The organism is Bradyrhizobium hipponense (genome assembly GCF_008123965.1).
Classification (GTDB): domain Bacteria; phylum Pseudomonadota; class Alphaproteobacteria; order Rhizobiales; family Xanthobacteraceae; genus Bradyrhizobium; species Bradyrhizobium hipponense.
Genome location: NZ_VSTH01000029.1, coordinates 1 through 25,746, shown reverse-complemented (window position 1 = coordinate 25,746; position 25,746 = coordinate 1). Strand labels below are relative to the sequence as shown.

General features: G+C 64.5%; 23 protein-coding genes. 14 read left to right on the top strand and 9 right to left on the bottom strand.

Annotated features, from left to right (window positions below):
• Positions 1 to 54: 54 nt before the first annotated feature.
• The 7 genes from FXV83_RS10090 to FXV83_RS10060 all read left to right on the top strand — a co-directional run bounded on the left by FXV83_RS10090 (position 55) and on the right by FXV83_RS10060 (position 6,518).
• Positions 55 to 1,056, top strand: a complete 1,002-nt coding sequence (locus FXV83_RS10090) for a sulfate ABC transporter substrate-binding protein (RefSeq protein ID WP_235939364.1) — start codon at positions 55 to 57, stop codon at positions 1,054 to 1,056.
• Positions 1,057 to 1,092: 36 nt separating this feature from the next.
• Positions 1,093 to 1,929, top strand: a complete 837-nt coding sequence (gene cysT / locus FXV83_RS10085) for a sulfate ABC transporter permease subunit CysT (RefSeq protein ID WP_187435801.1) — start codon at positions 1,093 to 1,095, stop codon at positions 1,927 to 1,929.
• A gap of 11 nt (positions 1,930 to 1,940) precedes the next feature.
• Positions 1,941 to 2,852, top strand: a complete 912-nt coding sequence (cysW, locus tag FXV83_RS10080; protein ID WP_148739021.1) for a sulfate ABC transporter permease subunit CysW — start codon at positions 1,941 to 1,943, stop codon at positions 2,850 to 2,852.
• Entirely contained in the window at positions 2,842 to 3,876 is a 1,035-nt protein-coding gene (locus tag FXV83_RS10075; RefSeq protein ID WP_148739020.1) for a sulfate/molybdate ABC transporter ATP-binding protein, read from the top strand. The genes cysW and FXV83_RS10075 overlap by 11 nt, the downstream gene beginning before the upstream one ends.
• A 93-nt stretch (positions 3,877 to 3,969) precedes the next feature.
• Entirely contained in the window at positions 3,970 to 4,473 is a 504-nt protein-coding gene (locus FXV83_RS10070) for a CAP domain-containing protein (RefSeq protein ID WP_148739019.1), read from the top strand.
• A gap of 78 nt (positions 4,474 to 4,551) precedes the next feature.
• Complete coding sequence (locus FXV83_RS10065) at positions 4,552 to 5,727, top strand: DUF3734 domain-containing protein (RefSeq protein ID WP_148739018.1); 1,176 nt, start codon at positions 4,552 to 4,554, stop codon at positions 5,725 to 5,727.
• Between the two features lie 2 nt (positions 5,728 to 5,729).
• The gene (locus FXV83_RS10060; protein ID WP_148739017.1) at positions 5,730 to 6,518 is read left to right on the top strand and encodes a 3-hydroxybutyrate dehydrogenase; all 789 of its coding nucleotides are present in this window, start codon (positions 5,730 to 5,732) and stop codon (positions 6,516 to 6,518) included.
• A 133-nt stretch (positions 6,519 to 6,651) separates the two neighbouring features.
• Here the strand turns inward: FXV83_RS10060 and FXV83_RS10055 are convergent, their stop codons facing one another.
• From FXV83_RS10055 to FXV83_RS10045, 3 genes are all read right to left on the bottom strand, one after another.
• On the bottom strand, positions 6,652 to 7,476 hold the full coding sequence (locus tag FXV83_RS10055; RefSeq protein WP_148739016.1) for a sulfite exporter TauE/SafE family protein: 825 nt from the start codon (positions 7,474 to 7,476) through the stop codon (positions 6,652 to 6,654).
• A gap of 208 nt (positions 7,477 to 7,684) precedes the next feature.
• Entirely contained in the window at positions 7,685 to 9,052 is a 1,368-nt protein-coding gene (locus FXV83_RS10050; protein WP_430648931.1) for an oligosaccharide flippase family protein, read from the bottom strand.
• A gap of 327 nt (positions 9,053 to 9,379) precedes the next feature.
• Positions 9,380 to 10,219, bottom strand: coding sequence for a protein-disulfide reductase DsbD domain-containing protein (locus tag FXV83_RS10045; protein WP_148739014.1), 840 nt, complete (start codon positions 10,217 to 10,219; stop codon positions 9,380 to 9,382).
• Between the two features lie 142 nt (positions 10,220 to 10,361).
• Between FXV83_RS10045 and FXV83_RS10040 the strand changes: the two genes are divergently transcribed.
• Positions 10,362 to 11,006, top strand: coding sequence for a YqgE/AlgH family protein (locus FXV83_RS10040; RefSeq protein WP_148739013.1), 645 nt, complete (start codon positions 10,362 to 10,364; stop codon positions 11,004 to 11,006).
• A 202-nt stretch (positions 11,007 to 11,208) separates the two neighbouring features.
• On the opposite strand, the gene FXV83_RS10035 is transcribed toward FXV83_RS10040, so the two are convergent.
• Positions 11,209 to 12,096 (bottom strand): TauD/TfdA dioxygenase family protein, encoded by an 888-nt coding sequence (locus FXV83_RS10035; RefSeq protein ID WP_148739012.1) that lies wholly within the window; start codon positions 12,094 to 12,096, stop codon positions 11,209 to 11,211.
• Between the two features lie 232 nt (positions 12,097 to 12,328).
• On the opposite strand from FXV83_RS10035, the gene FXV83_RS10030 reads away from it, so the two are divergent.
• Together FXV83_RS10030 and FXV83_RS10025 are read left to right on the top strand one after the other, a co-directional pair.
• Positions 12,329 to 13,066 (top strand): SDR family NAD(P)-dependent oxidoreductase, encoded by a 738-nt coding sequence (locus tag FXV83_RS10030; RefSeq protein WP_148739011.1) that lies wholly within the window; start codon positions 12,329 to 12,331, stop codon positions 13,064 to 13,066.
• 64 nt (positions 13,067 to 13,130) lie between these two features.
• A complete protein-coding gene (locus FXV83_RS10025; protein WP_148739010.1) occupies positions 13,131 to 13,505 on the top strand; it encodes a CsbD family protein in 375 nt (124 codons plus the stop codon).
• Between the two features lie 58 nt (positions 13,506 to 13,563).
• Here FXV83_RS10025 and FXV83_RS10020 read toward each other — a convergent pair whose 3' ends face one another.
• Both FXV83_RS10020 and FXV83_RS10015 read right to left on the bottom strand, forming a co-directional pair.
• Positions 13,564 to 15,267, bottom strand: coding sequence for an SGNH/GDSL hydrolase family protein (locus FXV83_RS10020; RefSeq protein WP_148739009.1), 1,704 nt, complete (start codon positions 15,265 to 15,267; stop codon positions 13,564 to 13,566).
• Positions 15,268 to 15,449: 182 nt separating this feature from the next.
• Positions 15,450 to 16,772: a lytic murein transglycosylase gene (locus tag FXV83_RS10015; protein WP_187435800.1), complete on the bottom strand. Its 1,323-nt coding sequence runs from the start codon at positions 16,770 to 16,772 to the stop codon at positions 15,450 to 15,452.
• A 289-nt stretch (positions 16,773 to 17,061) separates the two neighbouring features.
• Between FXV83_RS10015 and FXV83_RS10010 the strand changes: the two genes are divergently transcribed.
• Positions 17,062 to 17,937, top strand: a complete 876-nt coding sequence (locus tag FXV83_RS10010) for a UTP--glucose-1-phosphate uridylyltransferase (RefSeq protein WP_148739008.1) — start codon at positions 17,062 to 17,064, stop codon at positions 17,935 to 17,937.
• 204 nt (positions 17,938 to 18,141) lie between these two features.
• Here the strand turns inward: FXV83_RS10010 and FXV83_RS10005 are convergent, their stop codons facing one another.
• Positions 18,142 to 19,638 carry a sensor domain-containing diguanylate cyclase gene (locus FXV83_RS10005; RefSeq protein ID WP_148739007.1) on the bottom strand — a complete coding sequence of 499 codons (1,497 nt, stop codon included), beginning with the start codon at positions 19,636 to 19,638 and terminating at the stop codon, positions 18,142 to 18,144.
• A 139-nt stretch (positions 19,639 to 19,777) separates the two neighbouring features.
• On the opposite strand from FXV83_RS10005, the gene FXV83_RS10000 reads away from it, so the two are divergent.
• Entirely contained in the window at positions 19,778 to 20,047 is a 270-nt protein-coding gene (locus tag FXV83_RS10000; RefSeq protein WP_187435799.1) for a DUF7662 domain-containing protein, read from the top strand.
• Positions 20,048 to 20,230: 183 nt separating this feature from the next.
• Here FXV83_RS10000 and FXV83_RS09995 read toward each other — a convergent pair whose 3' ends face one another.
• Both FXV83_RS09995 and FXV83_RS09990 read right to left on the bottom strand, forming a co-directional pair.
• Complete coding sequence (locus FXV83_RS09995) at positions 20,231 to 23,107, bottom strand: EAL domain-containing protein (RefSeq protein ID WP_187435798.1); 2,877 nt, start codon at positions 23,105 to 23,107, stop codon at positions 20,231 to 20,233.
• Between the two features lie 139 nt (positions 23,108 to 23,246).
• On the bottom strand, positions 23,247 to 24,245 hold the full coding sequence (locus FXV83_RS09990; RefSeq protein WP_148739005.1) for an NAD(P)H-quinone oxidoreductase: 999 nt from the start codon (positions 24,243 to 24,245) through the stop codon (positions 23,247 to 23,249).
• 110 nt (positions 24,246 to 24,355) lie between these two features.
• Here FXV83_RS09990 and FXV83_RS09985 point away from each other — a divergent pair, with 110 nt between their 5' ends.
• Together FXV83_RS09985 and rcdA are read left to right on the top strand one after the other, a co-directional pair.
• Positions 24,356 to 24,547, top strand: coding sequence for a DUF1192 domain-containing protein (locus FXV83_RS09985; protein WP_148739004.1), 192 nt, complete (start codon positions 24,356 to 24,358; stop codon positions 24,545 to 24,547).
• 664 nt (positions 24,548 to 25,211) lie between these two features.
• Positions 25,212 to 25,721, top strand: coding sequence for a protease adaptor protein RcdA (rcdA, locus tag FXV83_RS09975; RefSeq protein WP_148739003.1), 510 nt, complete (start codon positions 25,212 to 25,214; stop codon positions 25,719 to 25,721).
• Positions 25,722 to 25,746: the final 25 nt, after the last annotated feature.

The window sequence follows — 25,746 nt, the reverse complement described above, 5'->3', positions numbered from 1 at the left end:
TATGTCTGCACGCCTTCGTTGACACTGAGGTCCTCGAAGTGAATGGAGATGGACATGATGCGCCGTATCGTTCCGCTCGCGGCAGGCCTGATTCTGACAGGCTTCTTGGCAAGCTCGGCTTTCGCCGCTGACATCAATCTCTTGAACGTGTCGTACGATCCGACGCGCGAACTTTATGCCGAATTCAACAAGGCGTTCGCAGCTGCCTATCAGAAGGAGACCGGCAAGAGCGTCGAGATCAAGCAGTCGCACGGCGGCAGCGGATCGCAGGCGCGCGCGGTGATCGACGGGTTGCAGGCCGATGTGGTGACGCTCGCGCTCGCCTATGACATCGATGCCATCGCGAGCAAGGGTCTCACCGCGCCCGACTGGCAGAAGCGGCTGCCGCAGAATTCATCACCCTATACCTCGACCATCGTGTTCCTGGTGCGCAAGGGCAATCCCAAGGGCATCAAGGACTGGGACGATCTGCTCAAGCCGGGCGTCGCCGTGATCACGCCGAACCCGAAGACCTCGGGCGGCGCGCGCTGGAACTATCTGGCGGCATGGGGCTATGCCCAGAAGAAGCTCGGCTCGGCCGACAAGGCCAAGGACTTCATCGGCAAACTCTATCAGCAGGTGCCGGTGCTCGACACTGGAGCGCGTGGCGCGACCGTGACTTTCGTCGAGCGCGGCGTCGGCGACGTGCTGCTGGCCTGGGAGAACGAGGCGTTTCTTGCCTTGAAGGAATTTGGACCCGCGAAATTCGAGATCGTGGCGCCGCCGCAATCGATCCTGGCCGAGCCGCCGGTTACGATCGTCGACAAGGTTGCCGACAAAAAGGGCACGCGGAACGCCGCCGACGCCTACCTTCAATATTGGTATACCAAGGAAGGTCAGGAGATCGCCGCGCGCAATTTCTACCGTCCGCGCGATCCCGAGATCGCCAAGAAGTATGAAAATTCCTTCGCCAAGGTCGAGCTGTTCACCATCGACAATGTGTTTGGCGGCTGGGCCAAGGCGCAGAAGGAACATTTTGCCGACGGCGGCGTCTTTGATCAGATCTACAAGAACTGATCGGGTGCGGTCGGAGGGGCTTTAGCAGGGGGCTTGGTGAGCGCAATCGCTTTACGACGCCGGACGTTGCCGGGCTTCGGTCTCACCATGGGACTGACGCTTTCCTGGCTGTCCGTTATCATCCTGATTCCGCTCGCTGGCCTGTTCCTGAAATCGCTCGAGCTCAGCCCCGAGCAGTTCTGGAACATTCTTTCCAGCCGCCGCACCCTGAACGCGCTTCGCGTCTCGTTCGGCCTCGCCTTCGCGGCGGCCTGCGTCAACCTGGTGATGGGCAGCATCATCGTCTGGGCCTTGGTGCGCTACCGCTTCCCCGGGCGGCGGTTGTTCGATGCCATCGTCGACGTGCCGTTCGCGTTGCCGACCGCGGTCGCCGGTGTCGCGCTGACCGCCCTGTTTGCCGAGAAGGGTTGGCTGGGCGCGCCGCTTGCCGCGGCCGGCATCAAGGTGGCGTTCACGCCGGTCGGCATCTTCGTCGCCATGATCTTCATCGGCATCCCCTTCGTCGTCCGCACCGTGGAGCCGGTGCTCCAGGATCTCGATCCCGAGATCGAGGAGGCCGCCGGCAGTTTAGGGGCGAGCCGCTGGCAGACCATCATTCGCGTGATCCTACCTTCGCTCGGGCCGGCACTGCTGACGGGGCTCGCGCTCGCCTTCGCCCGTGCGGTCGGCGAATACGGCTCGGTGATCTTCATCGCCGGCAATTTGCCGAACGTGTCCGAGATCGCGCCGCTCCTGATCGTGATCCGGCTCTCCGAATTCCGCTACGCCGATGCGACCGCCATCGCGGTGGTCATGCTCGTCGTCTCCTTCGTCATCATCTTCGCCGTCAACCGGCTCCAGCGCTGGGCGCAGAGCCGGATCCCGGTGCGTTGAGGTCGGATGCGATGACGATGCAGCTTGCAGATTCCGTTTCGCTTTCCTCGTCGGAGGCCAAGGCGCGCGCACATGCCGCGGCTGCGCGCGACAACCTCCGCACCGAGCCGAGGGCGGTGCGCATCGTCATCATCACGCTGGCAGTGTCGTTCCTTTCCGTCTTCGTCGTGCTGCCGCTGGTGGTCGTGTTCGCGCAGGCGTTCTCGAGAGGAATCCTCGCGTATCTCGCCGCGCTCGCCGAGCCGGAGGCGCTGTCCGCGATCAAGCTGACGCTGCTGGTCGCGGCGATCTCGGTCGGCCTCAATCTCGTGTTCGGTCTGGTCGCCGCCTGGGCCATCGCCAAGTTCGACTTCAAGGGCAGGACCTTCCTGATCACGCTGATCGACCTGCCGTTCTCGGTGAGCCCGGTGATCTCGGGCCTCGTCTTCGTGCTGCTGTTCGGCGCGCAGGGCTATTTCGGCGGCTGGCTGCGTGACCACGACATCCAGGTCCTGTTCGCGGTGCCCGGCATTGCGCTCGCCACCACCTTCGTGACCTTTCCCTTTGTGGCGCGGGCGCTGATCCCCCTGATGCAGGAGCAGGGCACGCAGGAAGAGGAGGCCGCGATTTCGCTCGGCGCCTCCGGCCTTCAGACCTTCTTCCGCGTCACGCTGCCCAACATCAAATGGGGCGTGCTCTACGGCGTGCTGCTCTGCAACGCCCGCGCGATGGGCGAGTTTGGCGCGGTCTCGGTCGTCTCCGGCCATATCCGCGGCGAGACCAATACCATGCCGCTGCTGGTCGAGATCCTCTACAACGAATACCAGTTCGTCGCCGCATTCGCGATCGCCTCGCTGCTGGCGATGCTGGCGCTGATCACGCTGATTGCCAAAACCGTTCTCGAACGTCATCTCGCCGAAGGACACGACGCAAGTGACCATTGAAGTCAGGAATCTCGTCAAGAAGTTCGGCAGCTTCGCAGCCCTCGACGGCGTCGACCTCAAGGTCGACAACGGCGAATTGCTGGCGCTGCTCGGGCCGTCCGGCTCCGGCAAGACAACCTTGCTGCGGATCATCGCGGGCCTCGACTGGCCCGACTCCGGTGAAGTGTCGTTCAATGGCGAGGACGCGCTGGCGCAGGGCGCGCGCGAGCGTCACGTCGGCTTCGTGTTCCAGCACTACGCGCTGTTCCGCCATATGACGGTGTTCGAGAACGTCGCCTTCGGCCTGCGCGTGCAGCCGCGCGCGGTCCGGAAAGAGGAGGCGGCGATCCGTGCGCGCGTCAAGGAGCTGCTCGATCTCGTGCAACTCGACTGGCTTGCAGACCGCTATCCGAGCCAGCTCTCCGGCGGCCAGCGCCAGCGCATCGCGCTGGCCCGTGCACTCGCGATCGAGCCGCGCATCCTGCTGCTCGACGAGCCGTTTGGCGCGCTCGATGCCAAGGTGCGCAAGGAGCTGCGCAAGTGGCTGCGCTCGCTGCATCACGAGATCAACGTCACCTCGATCTTCGTCACCCACGATCAGGAAGAGGCGCTCGAGGTCGCCAACCGCGTCGTGGTGATGGACAAGGGCAGGATCGAGCAGATCGGCTCGCCCGACGATGTCTATGAAAGCCCGGCCACCGCCTTCGTCCACGGCTTCATCGGCGAATCCATCGAGCTTCCCGTTCGGATTGCCGACGGCATGGTCCGGTTCGGCGACCGGCCGCTCGCCCTTGCCGCAGACGGGCTCGTGCCTGGCGCGTCAAGACTGTTCGTGCGGCGACACGACATGCTGGTCGGCCCGCCCGGGAGCGGCGCCTTCGAGGGCGCCGTGCAGCAGGTCCGGAATTTTGGGCCCGTGCAGCGCGCTGAGGTCGAACTGGCGGGCGGTGAAACCATCGAGATCGACGCCCCCCGCGACAAGGAACTGCGCGCCGGCGACGCGATCGGCCTCCAGCCGCGCCGCTACCGGATATTTGCGGGCTGAGCGAGTAGGCCGAAGGCTCAAATCTTCCGCAAAATTCACCTTTCAGCCACGGTTGGTATGCAACAACGGCCCCTCATCTGGGGGCTCTGATTCATGCGCGCTGCGGCCGCAATACTTATCACTTTGCTGCTCGCCGGCTGTGCCGGCAACGAAGTGCCGGTTCAGCAGCCGTCGATGTATGCCGACATGGCGGTCCCGGGCGCCAAGCTCGATGCGCAGGCGGCCGCGGTGATGATCTCCCAATATCGCCAGAATAGCGGCCTCGGCACCATCGTGATCGATCCCGACCTGATGCGGCTTGCGGAATCCCAGTCGCAGGCCATGGCGGCCGCCAACAAGATGGACCACGACGTCCGTGCGCCCCTGGCCAAGCGCCTCAGCACCGGCGGCTATCCGGCGACCGTGGCCGTCGAGAATGTCTCGGCCGGCTATCATACGCTGGCGGAAGCGTTTTCCGGCTGGCGCGACTCGCCTCCGCACCGGGCCAACATGCTCAAGAGCGGTGTCACAAAATTGGGCATCGCAGCGGGCTATGCTCCAGGCACCAAGTACAAGGTGTTCTGGACCATGATCCTGGCAGCGACCGACCCTCGATAAGCCAGACTTGATCCCGGGATGCATTGACGCCGCGGCGAACTGTCGCCACGGTCGCTCGCCATCTGCTATTGTTCCCGCATGACAGATCATAGCCCGGAATCCGCCAGCGTCCCCGCGAATGCGCAACGTGTCCTGGTCCTGCAGGGCGGTGGCGCGCTCGGCTCCTATCAGGCCGGCGCCTATCAGGCCCTGTGCGGCTACGGCTTCGAGCCGGAGTGGATCGCCGGCATCTCAATCGGTGCAGTCAACGCCGCCATCATCGCCGGCAACGAGGGCCACATCCGCGTCAAGCGGCTCAAGGAATTCTGGGAGATGGTCTCGGCGCCGGTGCCGTGGAAGCCGATCGGCAAGAGCGACCACAGCCGCGAGCTGTTCAACTCGACCAGCGCCGCGCTGATCGCCACCTTCGGCGTGCCCGGCTTCTTCACGCCGCGTCTGCCGCCCGCGCCGCTCTGGCCTCCTGGCAGTCCGCAGGCGCAGAGTTATTACGACACCGCGCCCTTGAAGAAGACGCTGGAGCGGCTGGTCGATTTCGATCGCATCAACGACTTGAAGACCCGCCTGTCGGTCGGCGCCGTCGGCGTCACCTCGGGCAATTTCAAGTATTTCGACAATCACGAGTTCAAGAAGCTCGGCAAGAAGATCGGCCCCGAGCACATCATGGCCTCCGGCGCGCTGCCGCCGGGCTTTCCGTCGGTCATCATCGACGATGAGCATTATTGGGACGGCGGCATCGCTTCCAACACGCCGCTGGACTACGTGCTGGACGCGGAGCTCGCTCGCGACCTCCTGATCTTCCAGGTCGACCTGTTCAGCGCCCGCGGGGATTTGCCGACTTCGCTGCTCGAAGCTGCCGAGCGCGAGAAGGACATCCGCTTTTCCAGCCGGACGCGGATGAACACCGACAAGAACAGGCAGTTGCACAATGCCCGCAGGGCGGTGCGCGACCTGATCGGAAAATTGCCGGATTATCTGAAGAACGATCCGTCTGTCGAATACCTCTCCAAGGCCGCGCGTGAAAGCACCGTGACGGTGGTGCACCTGATCTACCGCAGCAAGAACTACGAATCCTCGTCCAAGGATTACGATTTCTCGCATGTCGCGATGGTCGAGCATTGGGAAGCCGGCGTGCGCGACGTACATCTGTCGATGCGCCACAAGGACTCGCTCGAGCGGCCGCAGGCCGGCGAGACCATGGTGACCTACGATCTCACGGGGGACGTCACCGCGCCCCCACCAAAAAGGAGCGAATGAATATGGGTAGTCTGTCAGGCAAGAACGCCGTCGTGACCGGTTCGACCAGTGGCATCGGGCTCGCCTATGCGCGCGCGTTCGCCGCTGCCGGGGCCAACGTGGTCATCAACGGCTTCGGCTCGCCCGAGGACATCGAGAAGGAGCGCGCCAAGATCGAGTCCGATTTCGGCGTCAAGGCGGTCTACTCGCCGGCCGACATGATCAAGCCGGCGGAAATCGCCGGGATGATCGCGCTCGGCGAAAAGACTTTCGGCTCGGTCGATATCCTCGTCAACAATGCCGGCATCCAGTTCGTCTCCCCGATCGAGGAGTTTCCGCCGGAGAAGTGGGACCAGATCATCGCCATCAACCTGTCCTCGGCCTTTCATGCCATCCGCGCCGCGGTGCCCGGCATGAAGAAGAAGGGCTGGGGCCGCATCATCAACACGGCATCGGCGCACTCGCTGGTCGCCTCGCCGTTCAAGTCGGCCTACGTGTCGGCCAAGCACGGCATTGCCGGCCTGACCAAGACCGTGGCGCTGGAGGTCGCGACCAGCAAGATCACCTGCAACTGCATCAGCCCCGGCTATGTCTGGACGCCGCTGGTCGAGAAGCAGATTCCCGACACCATGAAGGCCCGCAACCTCACGCGTGAGCAGGTCATCAACGACGTGCTGCTTGACGCGCAGCCGACCAAGGAGTTCGTCACCTCCGAGCAGGTCGCCGCGCTGGCGCTGTTCCTGTGCAGCGACGATGCCGCGCAGATCACCGGCACCAACCTCTCGATCGACGGCGGCTGGACCGCGGAGTAGGGCGGCCCAGGCCGTAGGCTGGGCAAAAGCGCATCAGCGCCGTGCCCACTATCCTTCCGCGATTGAACAGAATCGGTGGGCACGCTTCCGCTTTGCCCGCCCTACGATCCGGGGACTGGAGCGCCGCTCCTGTTCAGTGCGTCCAGGCCAGAGCCGTCACGAATGCCGAGGACAGGTTCAATTCCGCGAACATGATCTTGCCGGCCACCACGAACAGCACGCTGGCGAGCGTCAGGCGCAGCACCGTTTCGGGCACGCGCGTCGCGCTGTAGCTGCCGACGATGATGCCGGGCAGCGAGCCCAGCAGCAGCACGCCCATCAGCGCCCAATCGACGTCGCCAAGGGCCCAGTGTCCGATCCCGGCGACCAGCGTCAGCGGCACGGCGTGGGCGATGTCGGAGCCGACGATGGTCGCCATCGGCAGGCGCGGGTAGAGCAGCAGCAGCACGGTCACGCCGACAGCGCCGGCACCGACGGAGGAAATCGAAACCAGCACGCCGAGCACGATACCGGTGACGACGGTTGCGATGGCGGTGCTGCGCTCGTCGATCTGCTCCAGGCGCCGACGATAGCGTTCCATGATCGACTTGCGGAAGATCAGTGAGGTGGCGGTGAGCAGCAGCGCGAAGCAGAGCACGAGGTTGACGAGATTGCGCTCGGAATCGCTTTTGAGATCGAGCTTCCAGAGCACGAACAGCGTGAGCGCGCTTGCCGGAATGCTGCCGCAGGCGAGCCGCAGCACCGCCGGCCAGTGTACGTTGCGCGACCAGCCATGCACCATGCTGCCGCCCGTCTTGGTGGCGGCCGCATAGAGCAGGTCAGTGCCGACCGCGGTAGCGGGGTGCACGCCGAACAGCAGGATCAGGAGCGGCGTCATCAACGATCCGCCACCCACGCCGGTCATCCCGACAAGGAGGCCGACGCCGAATCCGGAGGCGACATAGAGCGGATCAATCATGTCTGGGGAATCTTAGGTTTATCTCGTCAGCGGGGCAATACGACGTAGAATAAACTTTCCCTGGTGGGCAACTGGCTCGACGGAATAAGAAGAATCCTGCCTATATCGGTTAATGGGCAGACGATTTGCCCTATTCGCCAGCTTCCGGCGGAACGTATCTTCCGTGGGGACGGCAAGGGGCGGCAAGGGATGGGACGGAGAGGCCCGACTATCTTCCAAATGCCAGCACGTGCAGGCCCAGCCGCTGCCGCACGATCCAGAACAGCAGCACCGTCTCGACGCTGAGCGAGATCGAGGTCGCGGCCGCGGCGCCATGGCCGCCGAAGCGCGGCACCAGCGCGATGCAGAGCACCAGATTCATCAAGAATGCGAGCCCGTAGGCCAGCGCGCAGATCTTCTGCTCACCTAACATGTTGAGCAGGCGTTCGACCGGGCCGATCGCAGCACGCACCACCAGCCCGATTGCGGCGACGAACATGATGTCGTAGCCGACCGTGAATTGCGGCCCGAACAGCCAGAGCAGCGGCTTGCCGAGCGCGAGCAGCGCCAGGGTTGCGGCCAGCGACGGCCAGAACGTCCAGTTGATGGCGTGCGCCACATAGGCCGACAGCCGCGCCTTGTCGCCAGCTGCGTTGTATTCGGCGAAGCGGTGCGCGGTCGTTGCCGACATCGCGTAGTGGATGAAGGAGACCAGCGCCAGCGTCTTGACCACGGCGAAGTAGACGCCGACCTCGCCGGAGGGGCGAAACTGTTGAAGCACCAGCACGTCGGTGTAGGACAACAGCAGGTAGAAGCTCTCGACCAGCAGGATCGGCAGCGAGACGGCGAGCCAGCCCCTGACGTCATAGGTCCTGGGACCAGCCTCGATGTGACCGGCGAGCCTGCGGTTCAGCACAAGCATCTGTCCGGTCATCGCGATCCACACTGCGCCGGCGCTCGCGACCATCGCGGCGACCGCACCGAGATGGTAGCCGAGCAGGAATGCGCCGGCCGTGATGCCGATGATCAGCGCCTGGCGGATGATGAATTGCGGCATCAATCCGAGCTGCATCCAGTCGTGCGAGCGTGCGATGCCGTCCTGGGTGTTGGCGACCACGAAGGCAGGCAGCGTCATGCAGCCGATATAGAGCGGCAGCTCTTCGGCAGGATCGATCCATGGCGAGAGCAGCTTGACGAGGCCGGCGAGCCCCAGCGACACCAGCAAGGACGCGGCAAAGGTCAGCCAACGGCTGCCGGAAAGAAAGCCGCGCAGCAGCGCATGCTCGCCCGCGATGCGGTAGTCCGGAATGATCTTTTGCGCGGAGGCCGAAATGCCAAAATCCATCATGCTGCCGAGCAGCAGCACCCAGGTCCAGACATAGACGTAGACGCCGTAGTCGGAGGTGCCCATCCAGCGCGCGAGCAGAACTTGCGAGACATAAGCAAGGCCTGCGCTGATCACGCGGATGATGAAGATGGTGCCGGCCAGCCGCCGCGTCAGCGACGCTTCGCTGGACCCGCCCGTCAATTTTCCGCGCAGCCGCGCGATGAGCCCGGCCCGTGCGGTCGTTGCGGGTTCTGCATCCATCACGGCCACGTCGACAATCCCCAAGGCGTCCCGCATGCAGCGGCAACCTTCGGAACTAGCAACCATTCGTTAAGATTCGGTTGGGTGGAGCTTGCCTCAATCGCGATGTCGTCCCGGACAAGCGCAGCGAAGCGGAGCGCTGATCCGGGACCCATAACCCCAGGGAGCAATTATTTGAGCGAGCTCGCAACCACGAGTCCTCGCCTCACCCAATCCTGGGGCTATGGGTCCCGGATCGGCGCGCGCTTGAGGCGCGCTTGTCCGGGACGACAGCAGAGGACCGGCGCCGGCGGTGCAATTTACTCGCCGTTGTCCCGGCTTTCGCCAGGACGACAACTATTCCAAATTCGTATTGAACTCGTACGACTTTTCCGGCCCGACCAGCGTGAACTTCAGCGCGGCGCCGTCGGGCTTGGCGCCCGGCGGCAGTCCGTCCAGCTCGAAGGTGAAGCGCTTGACGCCGGGCGGGCTAGGCTCGACCGGAGCGGGGATCGGCAGCGACCAGTCGAGGCTCGGTCCTTCCACGAACAAATTGACGTTGCGGCTATCCGGAGCGACCACGTCGACCAACACCTTTTTGGCGCCGTCGCGCTTGACGTCGCGGATGGTCAGCGGATTGGGATCGCCGATATTGGCGGGCTTGGGCACGGTATCGAGCGCTGCGCGCAGGTTGGCGTCCTCGGTCGAAGCGACGCTGTTGAAGCCAAGCTCGACGCTGGCCTCGACGGGAATGCAGAGTCTTTCGCACACCGCGTAGTTGATCTCGGCGCGCAATGTCACCGGCTTGTCGGCCGCCTTGGCGACAATGCGCAGCGGCAGCACGATCTGGTTGTGATAGCCGATGGAGTGACCGCCTGCGCCGTCGTCGAATTTCAGCGGCGCCGGCCACATCACGGTCACCGCCTCGACATTGTCCGACTTCGAGAAGTCGAACCGCGGCGGAACGCCGGAATCGCCGGGCGTGCGCCAGTAGGTCTTCCATCCCTGCTGGAGCTGGAAGGCGATGCCGCCGAGCAGGACCGCGCCGCTGCGCGACCCCGCCAGCAACCGCACCGCGGAATGACCGTCGCGTTGCCAAGGCGAAGCGTCGTCGGCGCGGGCGGTCATCGCCAGCGACGTTGCGAGCAGGGTTGTTGCGACGCCAATCGCCGCACGCATGGGAACTATGGAGAACATGGCACGTCTTTACAGGGGCGCCCCAGGGCAAACCATTGAATTGCTTGTGATGGATGCGCTTGAATCAGCTCCCTGCAAGCCTTGATTTGACAGCGGCGGAGCCCGACATCAGGATGGGAAGTGAAACCGGAGTGCTTCAGCGATGGCTCCCGCAGGTAAAAGGACTGGCGACAGCACCCGGAGCAGGGGCTCCACACCCCCGAATTCCGCCGGGTATCTCGACGGCCGGCTTCTGATCGCGATGCCGGTGATGGGTGATGCCCGTTTCGAGCGTTCGGTGATCTATCTCTGCGCCCATTCGGCCGAAGGCGCGATGGGCATCATCGTCAACCACCCGGCCGGCAGCATCGATTTTCCCGAGCTCCTGATGCAGCTCGGTATCATCAAGAAGGGCGAGCACATCAAGCTGCCGGAGAACGCCGAAAGCATGAAGGTGCTGCGCGGCGGTCCGGTCGATACGGGTCGCGGCTTCGTGCTGCACTCCAGCGACTTCTACATCGAGAATGCGACGCTCAGGATCGACGACGGCGTCTGCCTCACCGCGACCGTCGACATCTTGCGGGCCATCGCCAAGGGCTCCGGCCCGAAGCACGCCATCCTTGCGCTCGGCTATGCCGGCTGGGCGCCGGGCCAGCTCGAGACCGAGATCCAGAGCAATGGCTGGCTGCATTGCGACGCGGATGCGGATCTGATCTTCGGCGACGACGTCGACGACAAATATGCCCGCGCCCTGCACAAGATCGGCATCGATCCCGGCATGCTCTCCAACGAGGCGGGACACGCGTAGCTTGTTCTGTCGTCCTGGCGAAAGCCAGGACCCATTACCCCAAGGAGCAGTTGTTGAGGCAGGCTGGTGACCACCAGTCGTCGCCAAACTGTGTCCTGTGGTAATGGGTCCTGGATCGGCGCTCGCTTCGCTCGCTGGTCCAGGACGACGTGAGAAATTAAAGCCACCGCGCATTTGCCGGCTTGGCCGACGACAGCCGTGCCTACTCCGCCGCCTGCTGCTGGACCGTCGGCTCCGTGCCCGCCACCGTGGCGCGGCGCATGTCGCGGGGCTGGGATTGGTCGTAGCGGCGGACGCGGTGCATGGTCTGGCGGTTGTCCCACATCACGAGATCATGCAGCTTCCATTTGTGCACGTAAACGAATTCCGGTTGCGTCGCGTGCTCGTTGAGGTCGCGCAGCAGCAGCCGGCCCTCCGGCAAGCTCATGCCGACGACCTTGCCGGCATGCGATGAGAGGTACAGCGACTTGCGGCGATGCACGGGGTGGGTGCGCACCAGGCGTTGCAGCACCGGCTTGAACATCTCCTTCTCCTCGTCGGTATACTCCGTGAAGCCGAGCGAGCCGCGCGAATACATCAGCGAATGCTCGCAGACGAGGTCTTCGATCTCCGTCTTGGTCTCCTCGTCCAGCGCGTCATAGGCCGCGCGCATGTCGGCGAATTCGGTGTCGCCGCCTTTGGGGTTCACCACGCGCGCCGACAGCAGCGAGAATTTTGCCGGGATCGGACGGAACGAGCTGTCGGAGTGCCACAGGCAATTGCCGAGATTGAACAGATGCGCGCGGCTGTCCTTCGCCAGCGGCTTGCCGTCCTTGTCGAGGTTGGAAACGTCGTTGAGGCCGGTATTGAGCCGGTAGTCCTTTTCCTTGGTCACAGTGCCGCCGCGCGCGTCCTCGCGCTGGCCGAAATTGAGCGCGAAGGCCATCTGCTGATCGTCGATGATGTCCTGGTCGTGGAACACGAGCACCGCATATCTGTCCATGGCAGCCGCGACCTCGCGCGCTTCGCTCTCGGTGAGAGGCTTGCGCAGGTCGAGGCCGGAAACCTCGCCGACAAAATATTTCTGAAGCTGCCGGATGGCGATCGTCATGGCGTTTTCTCCCGCGAACCGCGAGCGGTTGGCCCCGCACTGCTGGTAAAAAAGCTACTCCCGCGCCCGGCCGTGTCAACGCCCCGACCGCATGCCCCTCACGCGTTGCGCGCCGTCAGGCCCCCGTCGACGGGGATCGCTGCACCGGCAAGGAACGACACTGCCGGCGATTGACAAGGCTGGCCTCGATACGCAGAGAGGTCAAACAAGCAAAATCAAAAGGGAGACCGCGATGGCGAACGAGCTCGATTTCTCAGGCAAGCAGGTGCTGGTGGTCGGCGGTTCCAGTGGCATCGGCAACGGCATCGCGCAGGCCTTTCGGACCAGGGGCGCGCAAGTTGATGTTTGCGGTACGCGCGCTCACGCCAAGGAATATTCTCAGCAAGAAGGGTCTGACCTCACGGGTCTCGCTTATGCGCAGCTCGATGTCAGCAATGCCGGTGCGATCGAAGCGTTCGAGCCGTCCTTCGACCGGCTCGACGTGCTCGTGCTCGCGCAAGGCGCGGTGCTGTACCGGCGCGGCGAATTCGAGATGAGCGGTTTCCGCAAGGTGGTCGAGGTCAATCTGATGAGCCTGATGGCGTGCGCGACGCGCTTTCATTCCATGTTGCGGGATGCGAAGGGCGCGCTGATCATGGTGTCCTCGACCGCGGCCTATCATTCCACCATGGGCAATCCCGCCTACAACGCTTCGAAGACCGGTGCAGTCGGATTGACGCGGACATTGGGTGAGGCCTGGGCCGAGGACGGCATCCGCGTCAACGGCATCGCGCCCGGCCTCGTCGACACCAAGATGACGAAGGTGACGACCGACAATCCCAAGCGGCTCGAAGACGCGCTGTCGCGCATCCCGCTGCGGCGATTGGGCACGCCGGCCGACATGGCGGGCGCGGCGCTGTTCCTGGCGTCGCCGCTGTCCTCCTACATCATCGGCCAGACCCTCGTCGTCGATGGCGGGCTCATTCTGTAGGCAAATGCAAGGAACCGCGTTGCTTTTGATCGGTTACTTCGGCTGATTACCGAGGAGGATTATCATGGACGCGGATCGGATCATCGGATCGGCAAAGGAAATGGCGGGCGGCGTGGAAGGCACCGTGGGCGAGATGGCGGGAGATGCGAAGACGCAGGCTTCAGGCAAGGCGCGCGAGGCCGCCGGCACCGTGCAGAACCTGTACGGTCAGGCGAAAGATGCGGCGCGCGATGCCACGGACACCGCCGCGAGCTACGCCAAGGACGCCTATGAAGCAGGCCAGGACACGTTCCGCGACGGCTCGCAAGCGATCGCGCGGAAGGTGCAGGACAACCCGCTCGGAGCGCTGCTGGTCGCCGGCGGCATCGGCTTCGCGCTTGCCCTGCTGATGTCACGCCCCGCCCGTCGCCCGCCGCCGCGCTGGCGCTATTACGGCTGAGGCCAGGCACGTCATTCCGGGGCGCGCCTCCGAATGACATCTCAAGACGGAGAGGCGACTACCGGAACACTTCCGCCGACCGCCCGACGTTGCCCGGCGGACGCGGGATCGCGGGGTTGGGATTCGGATTGCGCGGCGGCGGTGCGAATTGACGTGGCGGCGGCGGAGAGCCGAAGCCGAAGAAATCACGGAACGACGGCGTTGCCTGCGCCGGTTGCTGCTGCATTGGCGGCTTCTTCGGCGCGAGTTTTGGCGGCGCGATCGCTGCGGCCGCACTTGGCGCACCGCCGTCAGGCGTCGTCGCGGCCATCGGCGTATCGCCCTTGGCCTGCTCGCGTCCGACTTCGCGGCGCGGCCAGGCATAGTCGTCGGCGCGGCCCGCAGGCGCTGCCAGCGGCTCGCCCTTGACCAGCGTCTTCGCAGCGAGGGCATCGACGGGGGCGGGACGCGAGCCCGGTCCACCCAGCAATTGATCGGTCGAGATCGAGGCCGCAACCAGCGGCACGATCGGGCCGGCCAGCGGCCGCGGCGCGGGCTTGCCCGGCTCGGCGCTGGTATCGGGCGTCGCCGGCTCGCTCGGTAGCGCGATCGGGCCTGAGCGTCCCGCAAGCAGGCGCGTGATCTCGCGCTCGACATAGTGGGCGAGCTTGCGGGCGCCGGGTTTGGTGAAATAGACGCCGTCATAGCTGCGGAGCTGGCGGATCTGGCCCTCGAAGTCCGGGCCTTTCTGGAGGAAGCGGCCAGCCTCGTCGACAAAGCCGTCCCAGACATCGACATAGGTGATGCCGGCCTTGGCTGCGCCTTCGCGATAGAGTGAATCCAGGAACAGCATGTCGGCCGTGCCCTTGGGTCCGCGGATCGCGGGCAGGCCGACCCAGAGCACCGGCACGCCCTTGCTCTTGAGAACGTTGGTCAGCTCCTCGATCTTCTTGCCGTAGAGCTCGACCCAGCGGTCGTCGCGGAATTCGTAGAGACCGTTCGGGTTGCGCGCGGTCTTCTCGGGCGCTGCGATCGGCGGCGCATCGGCATTGTCGGCGTCATCCTGCGGCAGGTCGGTATCGACAGGCTTGCCGTCCGGCTTCGCAGCGGTGTCGGCGGCGTTGGGCTTGGCGTCGCCGGGCTTTGCGTCACCTTTTCCTTGCGGCTTGGCGCGCGCGCCCTTGTCGTTCTTCTTGTCCTTGTCCGCGGGCTTGTCGGATTTCTCGGGCGCGGCCTCGCGGATCGCGATGCGGTCGTTGAGGCCGAGCATGACGACTATGACGTCCGGTTTTTCGGTCTCGAGAATACCCTTCGCCGCGGCCGCCCAGTCCGAGGGCTCGCCGCGCGGTTGGTACTTGATCAGGCCGGACGTGGTCTTGTGCTTGCGGATCACGCCCATGTCGGGCTGCTCGGTGTAGGCGTCTTCCAGGCCGTAGGCGAGCCAGTCGGCCATGCCGTCGCCGATCACTAGCACGTTCTTGTCGGGAATCGTGTCGCGTTTGCTAGGTGCCGGCGCGCGCGAGAAATCCTGACGCGGCGCTTGTGGCTGTTGCTGCTGGAACGGCGCAAAGAAATCGCCGCCGAACCATCCGCCGCCGCCTCCGCCGCCCCGTGGTGGTGGTGGCGGGGCCGCGCGCTGCGGCGGACCGCCGAAGCCGGGGAAGTTGAAAAATTGCGCAGAGGCGGGCCCCGCGACCGATACCAGGATCGCAAGCGCCGTCCCCAGCGCGATCAACGGGCCGGTCTCGGTCAGCGCCTTGAACAGGGACTTATGCTTCGACATGCGATTTCGGGCACGCGCAACGGGGATCGGAACGGGCTCAATATAATAACGGAATCCGGCCGCAAACGGGCAGATTCTCTCGCGGATTTTCTTATGGTCTCTCTAGGCCATACACGGGGATCAGCGGTCCCCGTCAAGGCCGGCGGGCAAAATCCCTGTTCAGGGTTACTTTCGGCGCGATTTTACCGTCCCCGCAGCCGGTCCAGCGCGTCCGAGGAGGCAAATCCGTCCGCCGGCACCCCGATCGAGGCCTGGAAATTGCGCAGGGCCTCGCGGGTCTGGCCGCCGAACTGGCCGTCCGGGGTGCCCTTGTAGAAGCCGCGCTGGGCCAGCAGCTGCTGGAGTTCCAGCCGCTCGGTGCGGGACAACTCCCGTTCCTTGCGTGGCCAGGGCTGCACGAAGGGCTGGCCGCCACGCAGGCGATCGGCGAAGTGGCCGATCGCCAGCGCATAGGCCTCGGCCGGATTGTACTTCATGATAACGCGGTAATTCTGCAGCATCAGGAAGCCCGGTCCCTGCGCGCCGGCGGGCGCCAGCAGATAGGCTTTCTCCGCCGGCTGCGGGAAGGGCTGGTTGGCCGGGCGTTTGAGCCCAAGCTTCTCCCACTGTGCGATCGTCATCGCCTTGGCGCGATCGGCCAGCATGTAATTGAAGCCCTGCGGGACCACGACCTCGTAGCCCCAGGTCTGGCCGCTCTGCCAGCCGTCCTTCTTCAGATTGTTGGCGGTGGATGCGATCAGGTCGGTCGGATTGTCGACGACGTCGCGCCGGCCGTCGCCATCTCCGTCCACGGCGAAGCGCTTGAACGCCGTCGGCATGAACTGGGTCGGACCGAAGGCGCCGGCCCAGGAGCCGCGCAACTGTTCGGGCCTGAGATCACCGCGGTTGAGGATTTCCAGGCCGGAGAGGAATTCGTCCTTGAAATAGGCCTGGCGGCGGCCGATGCAGGCCAGCGTCGCAGTCGATTGCAGCACGCTGCGATCGCCCATCTGGGTCGAGTAGTTGGATTCGATGCCCCAGATCGAGGCGATGATGGTGCGATCGACGCCGGTAGCCTTTTCGGTGGCGTCGAACTGCGCCTTGTACTTGGCGAGGACCTCGCGGCCCTTGGCGAGGCGGTTGTCGTTCACGAGGATGTCGAGATAGTCCCAGATCGACTTGGTGAACTCCGGCTGCGAATCCATCAGGTCCATGATGCGCAGGTCGGGCGTGAGCCCCGCGGTGAAGCGTTGAAAATTCTCCTGCGTGATGCCGCGCCGTGCGGCATCGGGCCACATCGCAGCGACGCAATTGTTGAAATTGGAAGCGGCTTCGCGGATTGCCGATGCGCTCATCAGCGGATGGCCGGACGCGCCGTCCTCGCCGCTCCAGGGTTGAGCGCCGCCGGGCGCAGGCTGCGAGGGCGCCGGGTTCGCGCCGGAGAAAATACCGCCGAACAGGTTCGACAGGCCGTTCTGCGCCTGGGCGCGCGCGGAGACAGGCAGCAGCAGAGCGGCCGCAACCATCGTTGCGCCGGTCAGAGATCCAGCGCACTTTGCCAGCCTTACCACTGCCAGCCTTTCCAGTGCCAGCCTTGCCACTGATTGCATCATGTCCCCACCCGCCCGGCCAAAAATCCGCCTTCAGGAGGCCTTGTTACGGTTGCCAATTGCTTAACAAAGGTGAAATTTTGTGGGCCCCCTTTTTTCACTCAAGGGGGCGGGGCCCTACATCCGCCTTTGTTACCGGCTGCAAACCGGGTAGCAAGCCGCCATTGCATCATTCACGCGCGTCTCAAGGTATTCGATCAATCCCATGAAAATCCGCAAAGCCGTATTTCCCGTCGCCGGTCTCGGCACCCGCGTCCTGCCCGCCACCAAGGCGATGCCGAAGGAAATGCTGACCATCGTCGACAAGCCGCTGATCCAGTACGTCTATGACGAGGCCAGGGAAGCCGGCATCGAGCACTTCATCTTCGTTACCGGCCGCAACAAGAATGTCATCGAAGATCATTTCGACCGGATGTTCGAGCTCGACGCCACGCTGGCGGCGCGCGGCAAGAAGACCGAGCAGGACGTTCTGGCGCAGAACCAGCCCGAAGCCGGCGCCGTCAGCTTCACCCGCCAGCAGGCGCCGCTCGGCCTCGGGCACGCGGTCTGGTGCGCGCGCGACATCGTCGGCAATGAGCCGTTCGCGGTGGTGCTGCCGGACGAACTCGTGCTCAATTCGCCCGGCTGCCTGAAGCAGATGATCGAGACCGCGGCCACGCTTGGCGAGAAATCCAATGTCATCGCGGTCGAGGCGGTGCCCGACCATCTCACCCATCAGTACGGCATCTGCGGCGTCGGAAAACGCACCGGCAAGATGTTCGAGGTCGACGGCATGGTCGAGAAGCCGGCACAGGGCACCGCGCCCTCCAACCTGTCGATCACCGGCCGCTACATTCTGCAGCCCGAAATCTTCAAGATCCTTCAGACCCAGGAGCGCGGCGCCGGCGGCGAGATCCAGCTCACCGACGCCATGATCGGTCTCGCCAAATCGCAAAAGTTCTATGGTGTCGAATTCGAGGGCGAGCGCCACGATTGCGGCTCCAAGCCCGGCTTCCTCCGCGCCAACATCGCCTACGGCCTCAAGCGCCCGGAGCTGCGCGAGGGCCTGATCGCCGAGATGAAGAAATATCTGGGGCAGTAGCGCGAGGTTACTTCTCGATCTCTCGTTAGCGTCGTCCTGGACAAGCGCTGCGCCGATCCAGGACCCATTACCCCAGGGAGTAATTTGGCGAAGACTCCTGGTTACCTGCTCGCACCACGATTCCTCCCTGGGGTAATGGGTCCTGGCTTTCGCCAGGACGACACTGAGTTTGGGGCACGCTGCTCGCCGGAATGACAGCTAAGCTCACGCCACCAGCGACAGCTTCGGCAAGCTTGCGACCACGGACTGGTTGCGGCCGCCGGCTTTCGCCGCATAGAGCGCCTTGTCTGCGGCGGCGACCAGGATCGGCCAGTCGATGTCTGCCGTGGGAACGAGACTCGCGATGCCGCAGGAAACGGTCGACGTCGCCTGGTCGTCGGACCAGCCCTGCACCTTGCCGCGGATCGTCTCTGCGATCATGAAAGCGTCGGCGGCCGAGGTGTCCGGCAGCAGCACCGCGAATTCCTCGCCGCCATAGCGCGCGGCGCAGTCGCCGGCGCGGCGCACCGAATCCGAGATGCAGATGGCGATGCCGACCAGCACCTGGTCGCCGGCCTGGTGGCCGAACGTATCATTGTAAGCCTTGAAGTGATCGGCATCGATCATCAACAGCGCAACGGGTGTCTTCTGACGCATGGCGCGGCGCCATTCGAGGTCGATCACCTGGTCGAACCTGCGGCGGTTGCGCAAGCCGGTGAGGGCGTCCGTCGTCGCCATCTCCTCGAGCTTGCTTTCGGCTTCGGCGCGCCGGCCAATCTCGCGGGCGAGCACGATCGCGGTCCCGAGCACGAACAGCGCGAGCGCCAGGACCACGGCGCCGATGCGATAGGCTTCCTTCTGCCATAGCTCAAACACGGCGGCCAGCGGCTTGCCGGCCACGACGAACAGCGGACCGGAGGCGTTGCTGCGCACGTACAGACGCGGTGTTGTGTCCACCGGCCCCCGGCCCGCATAGGACCCGCCCGCCTGCAGATTATCCGGCTTCCAGGTCTGGACCGTCGCCAGATTCTTGCCGATGATGTCGAGGTCGAACGGCCGCCGCATCATGATGGTGCGGTCTCGCCTCAGCACCGTGATGGTGTCCTCGGGATCAAGGCTCAGCCGCTCGAACAACTCGTGGAAATAGCTGAAGCGGATCGAGCCGGCGACGACGCCAAGAAAGCCGCCGTCTGTGTCGCTGAGGCGGCGGCTCAGCACGATGGAATAGGCGCCGCGAAACAGCATCGGGCGGCTGATGAACAATCCGGCGCCGGGATTGTCGCGGTGCGCCTTGAAGTAATCCTCGTCGCTCCGGTTCTCCGCAAGGGGATCGAGCGTGGAGGCGTCGATGGTCAGCCTGCCATCGGCATCGAACACCTGGATGGCGCCGAAATGCCTCGCCGTGGTCGCATGATCGAACAGGATGAGATGGCGGATCGGCTTCGAGACCGTGGCGATCTCGGGCAGCAGCATGTTGCTGGCGACCGCCTTCAGGGACAAATCGTAGATCTCGATGTTGCGGCTGATGTCGGACTCGATGGTCGTTGTCAGGTTCTCGAGGGTCTGGCGCGCCAGCGCCTCCTCGCCGCGGCGCATGTCCAGCATGACGTTGACGCAAATGGCGGAAAAGCCGAGCACCGTCACCACGGACGAGATGATCAGCAGCTTCGCCGAAATCCGCCATGGCCGGCGGGCCGTGACTTCGCGCCATCCAGACAACATCGCTTGCTCCCGACATTAGTGGATGCGCCCGAAAGCTTGAGTAGTGTTTAAGCCGGGACGGCGCTGTCGCAATGAGTTAAGAAACGGTTTATGCAGCTCCCGGTTTTGAGCAAACCAGAGCATCGGACGAGGGACGACGGTGAACGACTACGACGCGTTGCGCGACTACCTGATGCGGCAGAAGCAGACGGAATTCGTGCTGAGCTATGAGCAGATCGAGGAGATCATCGGCGCGGCCCTGCCGCGCGCGGCGCACCGCGCCTCATGGTGGGACAGCCTGCGCAGCCCCGACATCCAGATGCCGCAGCGCGAAGCCTGCCTCGCCGCAGGATTTGTGGCGACGCGGATGCCGGACGGCCAGAGCGTAAGGTTCACGAAGCGGAAAAGCGACCGGCGACGTCCTGGGTGAGCGCCGCTTGTCCCCTCTCCCCTTGTGGGAGAGGGTGGCTCGCCGCATCGCGGCGAGACGGGTGAGGGGTCTCTCTCCGCGCGTGAATCTCTTACGTCAGAATTCTCGGAGGCGACCCCTCATCCGGCGCTTCGCGCCACCTTCTCCCACAAGGGGAGAAGGGAGAGCAGTGCGTGCGGCGCGTCAGCTCGCGGCTTCCAGCCGCACTTCCGTGAGCAGCCGCATCGCCGCATCGGCGTCCATCGGCTCGCCGAAGGCAAAGCCCTGCGCGTATTCGCAGCCCATCTGGTAGAGCTCGACCGCGTCGGAATCGGTCTCGGCGCCTTCCGCCACCACGTCCATGCCGAGGTCGTGCGCGAGCGCGATGATCGACTTCAGGATCACCGGGCGGGTGCCGCGGTTGGTGGTGCGCACGAACGACTGGTCGATCTTGATGGTGTCGAACGGGAAGCGCTGCAGATAGGCCAGCGAGGAATGGCCGGTGCCGAAATCGTCGAGCGAGAGCCCGGTGCCGAGCTCGCGGATCCGCGTCAGCATCTGCGCCGCGTGCTCCGGATTCTCCATCACCAGCGATTCCGTCAGTTCCAGCTTGAGCGTGCCGCGCGCCACTGACGAGCGCGACAGCACGGTGCGGATGTCGTGGATCAGGTCGTGGCGCAGCAATTGGCGCGAGGAGACGTTGACCGAAGCGAAGATCGGCTCGCGCGAGCGCATCGCCCGCTGCCAGATCGAGAGCTGCTTGGCGGTCTGGTCGAGCACGAACATGCCGAGGTCGACGATCAGTCCGGTCTCTTCCGCAATAGTGATGAATTCCGACGGCGCCATGCGCCCGAGTTTGGGATGATCCCAGCGGCACAGCGCCTCGAAGCCCGCGATCGACCGGTCCTCGAGCCGCACGATCGGCTGGTACAGGATCGTGAGCTCCTGCCGTTCGATGGCGCGGCGCAGCTCGCTCTCCAGCGTCAGGCGGTCGGTCTTGCGCGCGCGCATCGCCGGCTTGTAGACGTCGATCCGGTCGCCGCCGATGCGCTTGGAATGATACATTGCCAGCTCGGCGTCCTTGATGATCTCGTCGGTGAGCTGGACTTGCGGATCGGAGAGCGCGAGGCCGATCGAGGCGGTCAGGAAGATTTCGCGGTCGTTGAAGGCGATCGGCGCACGGATGGTCTTGCGGATGGTCTCGGCGAAGGCGGTGATGCGCGCGGGATCCTGCTCCGACAGCAGGATCAGGCCGAACTGGTCGCCGGCAAGCCGCGCCAGCGTATCCTGCGGCTTCAGGATGCGGGTGAGGCGGCGGGCGAGGGTGAGCAGGATGGAATCGCCGACCGCGATGCCGACGGAATCGTTGACCTGCTTGAAGCGGTCGAGATCGATCACCATCAGCGTCGGCCGCAGCGTCGGCATGGTCTTGGCGAAATGCGCCACCGCACCTAACCGGTCCATGAACAGCTTGCGGTTGGGCAGGCCCGTGAGATTGTCATGCACGGAATCGTGCAGCAGGCGCTCCTCGGCGATGCGCAGCTCGGTGACGTCGGTGAGCGTGCCGACCACGCGCGAGACTTCGCCGTCGGAGCCGACCACCGGGCGCGCCTTCAGCGCGAACCACATGAAATGACCGTCCGGCGTGCGCAGGCGAAAATCTTGCACAAGGCGGCCGCGGCGCTGGTCGAGCACGCTGTCGAGCGCGGCGCGGAAACGATCCTGGTCGAGCGGATGCAGCACCTCCAGCCACGATGCCGCCGGACCTTCCAGCGTGCCGCGCTTGAGGCCAAGCAGGGCCTCGGTCTCGGGACTGGTGAAGACCTTGTCGGCGGAGACGTCCCAGTCCCAGATCAAATCGCCGGAGCCGGCCAGCGCCAGCGCCCGCCGCTCTATGTCGGAAACGACGCCGGTGGTGGCGCCGCCGCCGGCAAAGGCGTGCTGCATCACCGTAAACCCGATCAGCATCACGATCAGCACCAGGCCGCCGAGCAGCGCGGGGCCGACGATGTCGTTGGTGACCGAGCCCGCCACCGTCATGCCGGCCGCGACCACCCAGACCACCAGCAGGAACCAGGTCGGGATCAGCAGCACCGCGCGGTCGAAGCCGTGGGTCGAGAGATAGACGATCAGCGCGAAGCCGGCGAAGGCGATCAGCACCAGCGATATGCGCGCGATGCCGGACGCGACGGCCGGATCGAACAGAGCGAGCGCCACCAGCGAGCCCAGGAAGGCCAGCCAGCCCACCGTGATGTGCGAGTAGCGCACGTGCCAGCGGCTCAAATTGAGATAGGCGAACAGGAACACCAGCAGCGTCGCCGCCAGGATGGCTTCACCCGCCGCGCGCCAGATGCGCTCGGCGTTGTTCGACATGTCGAGCACTTTGCCCCAGAAGCCGAAATCGACGCCGATATAGACCAGCACCGCCCACGCCAGCGCCGCGGCTGCCGGGAACATGATGCTACCCTTGACGACGAACAGGATGGTCAGCACCAGCGCAAGCAGGCCGGAGATGCCGATCACGATGCCCTGGTAGAGCGTGAAGGAATTGACCTTGTCCTTATAGGATTCCGGCTCCCACAGATAGAGCTGCGGCAGCTTGTCGGTGCGCAGTTCCGCGACGAAGGTGATGACGGCACCCGGGTCGAGCGTGATGCGGAAGACGTCGGCGGTCGGGCTTTCCTGCCGCTCCGGCCGGTCGCCGGTCGATGGCGTGATGGTCGCGATGCGCGACAGCCCGAGGTCGGGCCACAACAAGCCGGAGGAGACGATGCGGTAGTGCGGGGCGACGATCAGGCGGTCGAGCTGGTCGTCGGTGTTGTTGGCGAGCGCGAACACCACCCAGTTCTGGCCGCCTTCGCGGGCGCGCACCTCGATGCGGCGGACGATGCCGTCGGTGCCCGGTGCGGTCGAGACCTGGATGCGGTCGGCATCGCTGCGCTGGTGCTCGAGCACGCCGGTGAGGTCGATCGCGGGCGCGTCGCTGCGGACGCTGACAGCGTCAAGCGCGCGTGCAGGGGACGCGGCGACAAGAATCATGAGGCCCAGCGCGATGGGCGCGAGGCACCTGATCAGACGCAAGGTCAGTTCTCCGCGTTCGACGCAAACTCTGATAGCAAGACGATTTCAGACCGGACCGAATTGGTTCGGTGCGTCGCGATAGATGGCACGAAAGCAAGGAAAATCAAAGGGTTTCCACCTTGCCCTGTGGGCCGGAGGCCTAGACTTCCAACACAATTTTGCCAATATGCGCGCTGGTCTCCATGCGCCGGTGCGCGTCGGCGGCTTTTTCCAGCGGGAATGAGCTGTCCATCAGCGGTTTTACGCGTCCCTCGCGCAAAAGCGGCATGACCTTCTCCTCGATCGCCGCGACCATCGCCGCCTTATCCGCATTCGTACGGGGGCGCAGCGTGGAGCCGGTATGGGTTAACCGCTTCACCATCACCTTGGCGATGTTGACGTTGACCTTGGGGCCGTTGAGGGTCGCGATCTGCACGATGCGGCCGTCGACTGCGGCGGCGTCGTAATTGCGGTCGACATAGTCGCCGGCGACCATGTCGAGGATCAAATTTGCGCCGGCATTGCCGGTCGCTTCCTTGACCACGGCGACGAAATCTTCAGTCTTGTAGTTGATGGCGCGGTCGGCCCCTAACTTGAGGCAAGCCTCGGCTTTGTCGGGGCCGCCGACGGTGACGATCACCTTGGCGCCGAACGCCTTGGCAAGCTGAATCGCCATAGTGCCGATGCCGGAGGAGCCACCATGGATCAGCAGCGTCTCGCCGGCCTTGAGGCCGCCGCGCTCGAACACATTGTGCCAGACCGTCATCAGCGTTTCCGGCAGCGCGCCGGCTTCCTTGATCGACAGCGTCGGCGGCACGCTCATCGCCTGGCCGTCCTGGGCGATGCAGTACTGCGCGTAGCCGCCACCGGCGACCAGCGACATCACCTTGTCGCCGATCTTGTGCCGCCTGGCGTTGCTGCCCACCGCCACCACTTCACCCGCGATCTCGAGGCCCGGCAGGTCGCTGGCGCCGGGCGGCGGCGGATAGGCGCCGGAGCGCTGCGCCACGTCGGGCCGGTTGACGCCGGCGCCCTGCACCTTGACCAGGATCTCGTCGGGACCCGGTTGCGGAACGCTGCGTTGTTCCGGCACCAGCACCTCCGGTCCACCGGGCTTGGAGATGGCGACCACCGTCATTTGCGCGGGCAGCTTGTCCATGATTTGTCCTTGAGCAAAAATGCTGGATGAACGAGGCCATTGATTAGCCAGCATGGTCCACGCTGGCAACCGTCCAGCCTCGTTCGGCGCGTGAATGCAGGAGAACGACGATGTCGATGGAAGACGACGACCGGCCGCGCAAGAAGATCAGTCACGAGATCGGACAGGACCTCTCACTCTTGTCGCTCGAAGAACTGACCGAGCGCGTCACCCTGCTCAAGACCGAGATCGCAAGACTGGAGGAAGCCGCCACCAAAAAGCGCGCGTCGCGTGATGCGGCGAACAGTATTTTCAAATCGTAGGATCACACAAGAGCTGTCGTCCCGGACAAGCGCGCCTCAAGCGCGCGCAGATCCGGGACCCATAGCCACAGGACGGTGCTGTTGCGCGAGGCCGGCAACTCCGAGTCCCCGCAATCACGTCCGCCTGTGGTTATGGATCCCGGATCTGCGCTTACCCTTGTCCGGGACGACAGCGACCTGTGTTGCGCCAGCGTGCCAAACGCCTAACCAGGCGGGGCGATGACTGAGAGCTTGGTTCCGCATACCGCTCGGCCACTGACCGACATGGCTAACGAACCCTCAAAAAAATCGTTCGTTTACTCCACATTAAGCTTTCGGGTTTATGACTGGAACTGTCCTCGTTTGGACACCGAGTGGCTCCTGTCCACTCTGTTTGACGCCTCCCTGTTATCAACTTTCAAAGCCGCCGGTTTTCCGGCGGCTCTTTTTTGCGTCGCACGGTATGATCCGGCAAAGTGCGAAGCGGTTTTCCGATAGGATCATGCTCAAACAACACGCTAAAGCGCGATGCGCGCTTTAGCCCAGTTGAATTCAGAGGAAAGACGCGCGGAAACCATATCCGCGCTTGTCGCTGGACTCCGCGGTTCGCCCGCGCAATGATTTGTTCATCATAACCCGGCGGCCAAGCCGGATCGGTAAATAAGTTGCGTAAGGGGCGTTAACCATGGAACGTTTGCAAGCCGACGGCGCTCTCGTTCAACTCAGCGAGCGGTTCACCAACTCTGCGGCGTTCGGCGCCCTGTTCCGCGAGGGCATGGACCTCGTCGAAGCGACCGCCGCCTATCTCGACGGCGCCGGCCGCACCGAGGCCAAGGCTCTCGATCGCGCCGTCAGCCTCACTTACGCCACCGAAAGCATGCGCCTCACCACCCGCCTGATGCAGCTCGCCTCCTGGCTGCTGCTGCATCGCGCGGTGAAGGAAGGCGAGATGACGCTGGGTCAGGCCAATCGCGAAAAGACAAAGGTCAAGCTTTCCGCCGCCGATCCCGGCCCCGCCGACACAATCGAGAAGCTGCCGTTGCAGCTGCAGGACCTGATCCATCGCTCGATGAGCCTGCAGACCCGCGTGCGTCGCTTGGACACCACCATCCACACCCCGCCGGCCGAACAGCCCAGCATCGGCAATCCGCTGGTGCCGCACCTGAACGCGCTGAAGGCCGCGTTCGAGCGGTAGCTCAGTTGTAGGGTGGGCAAAGGCG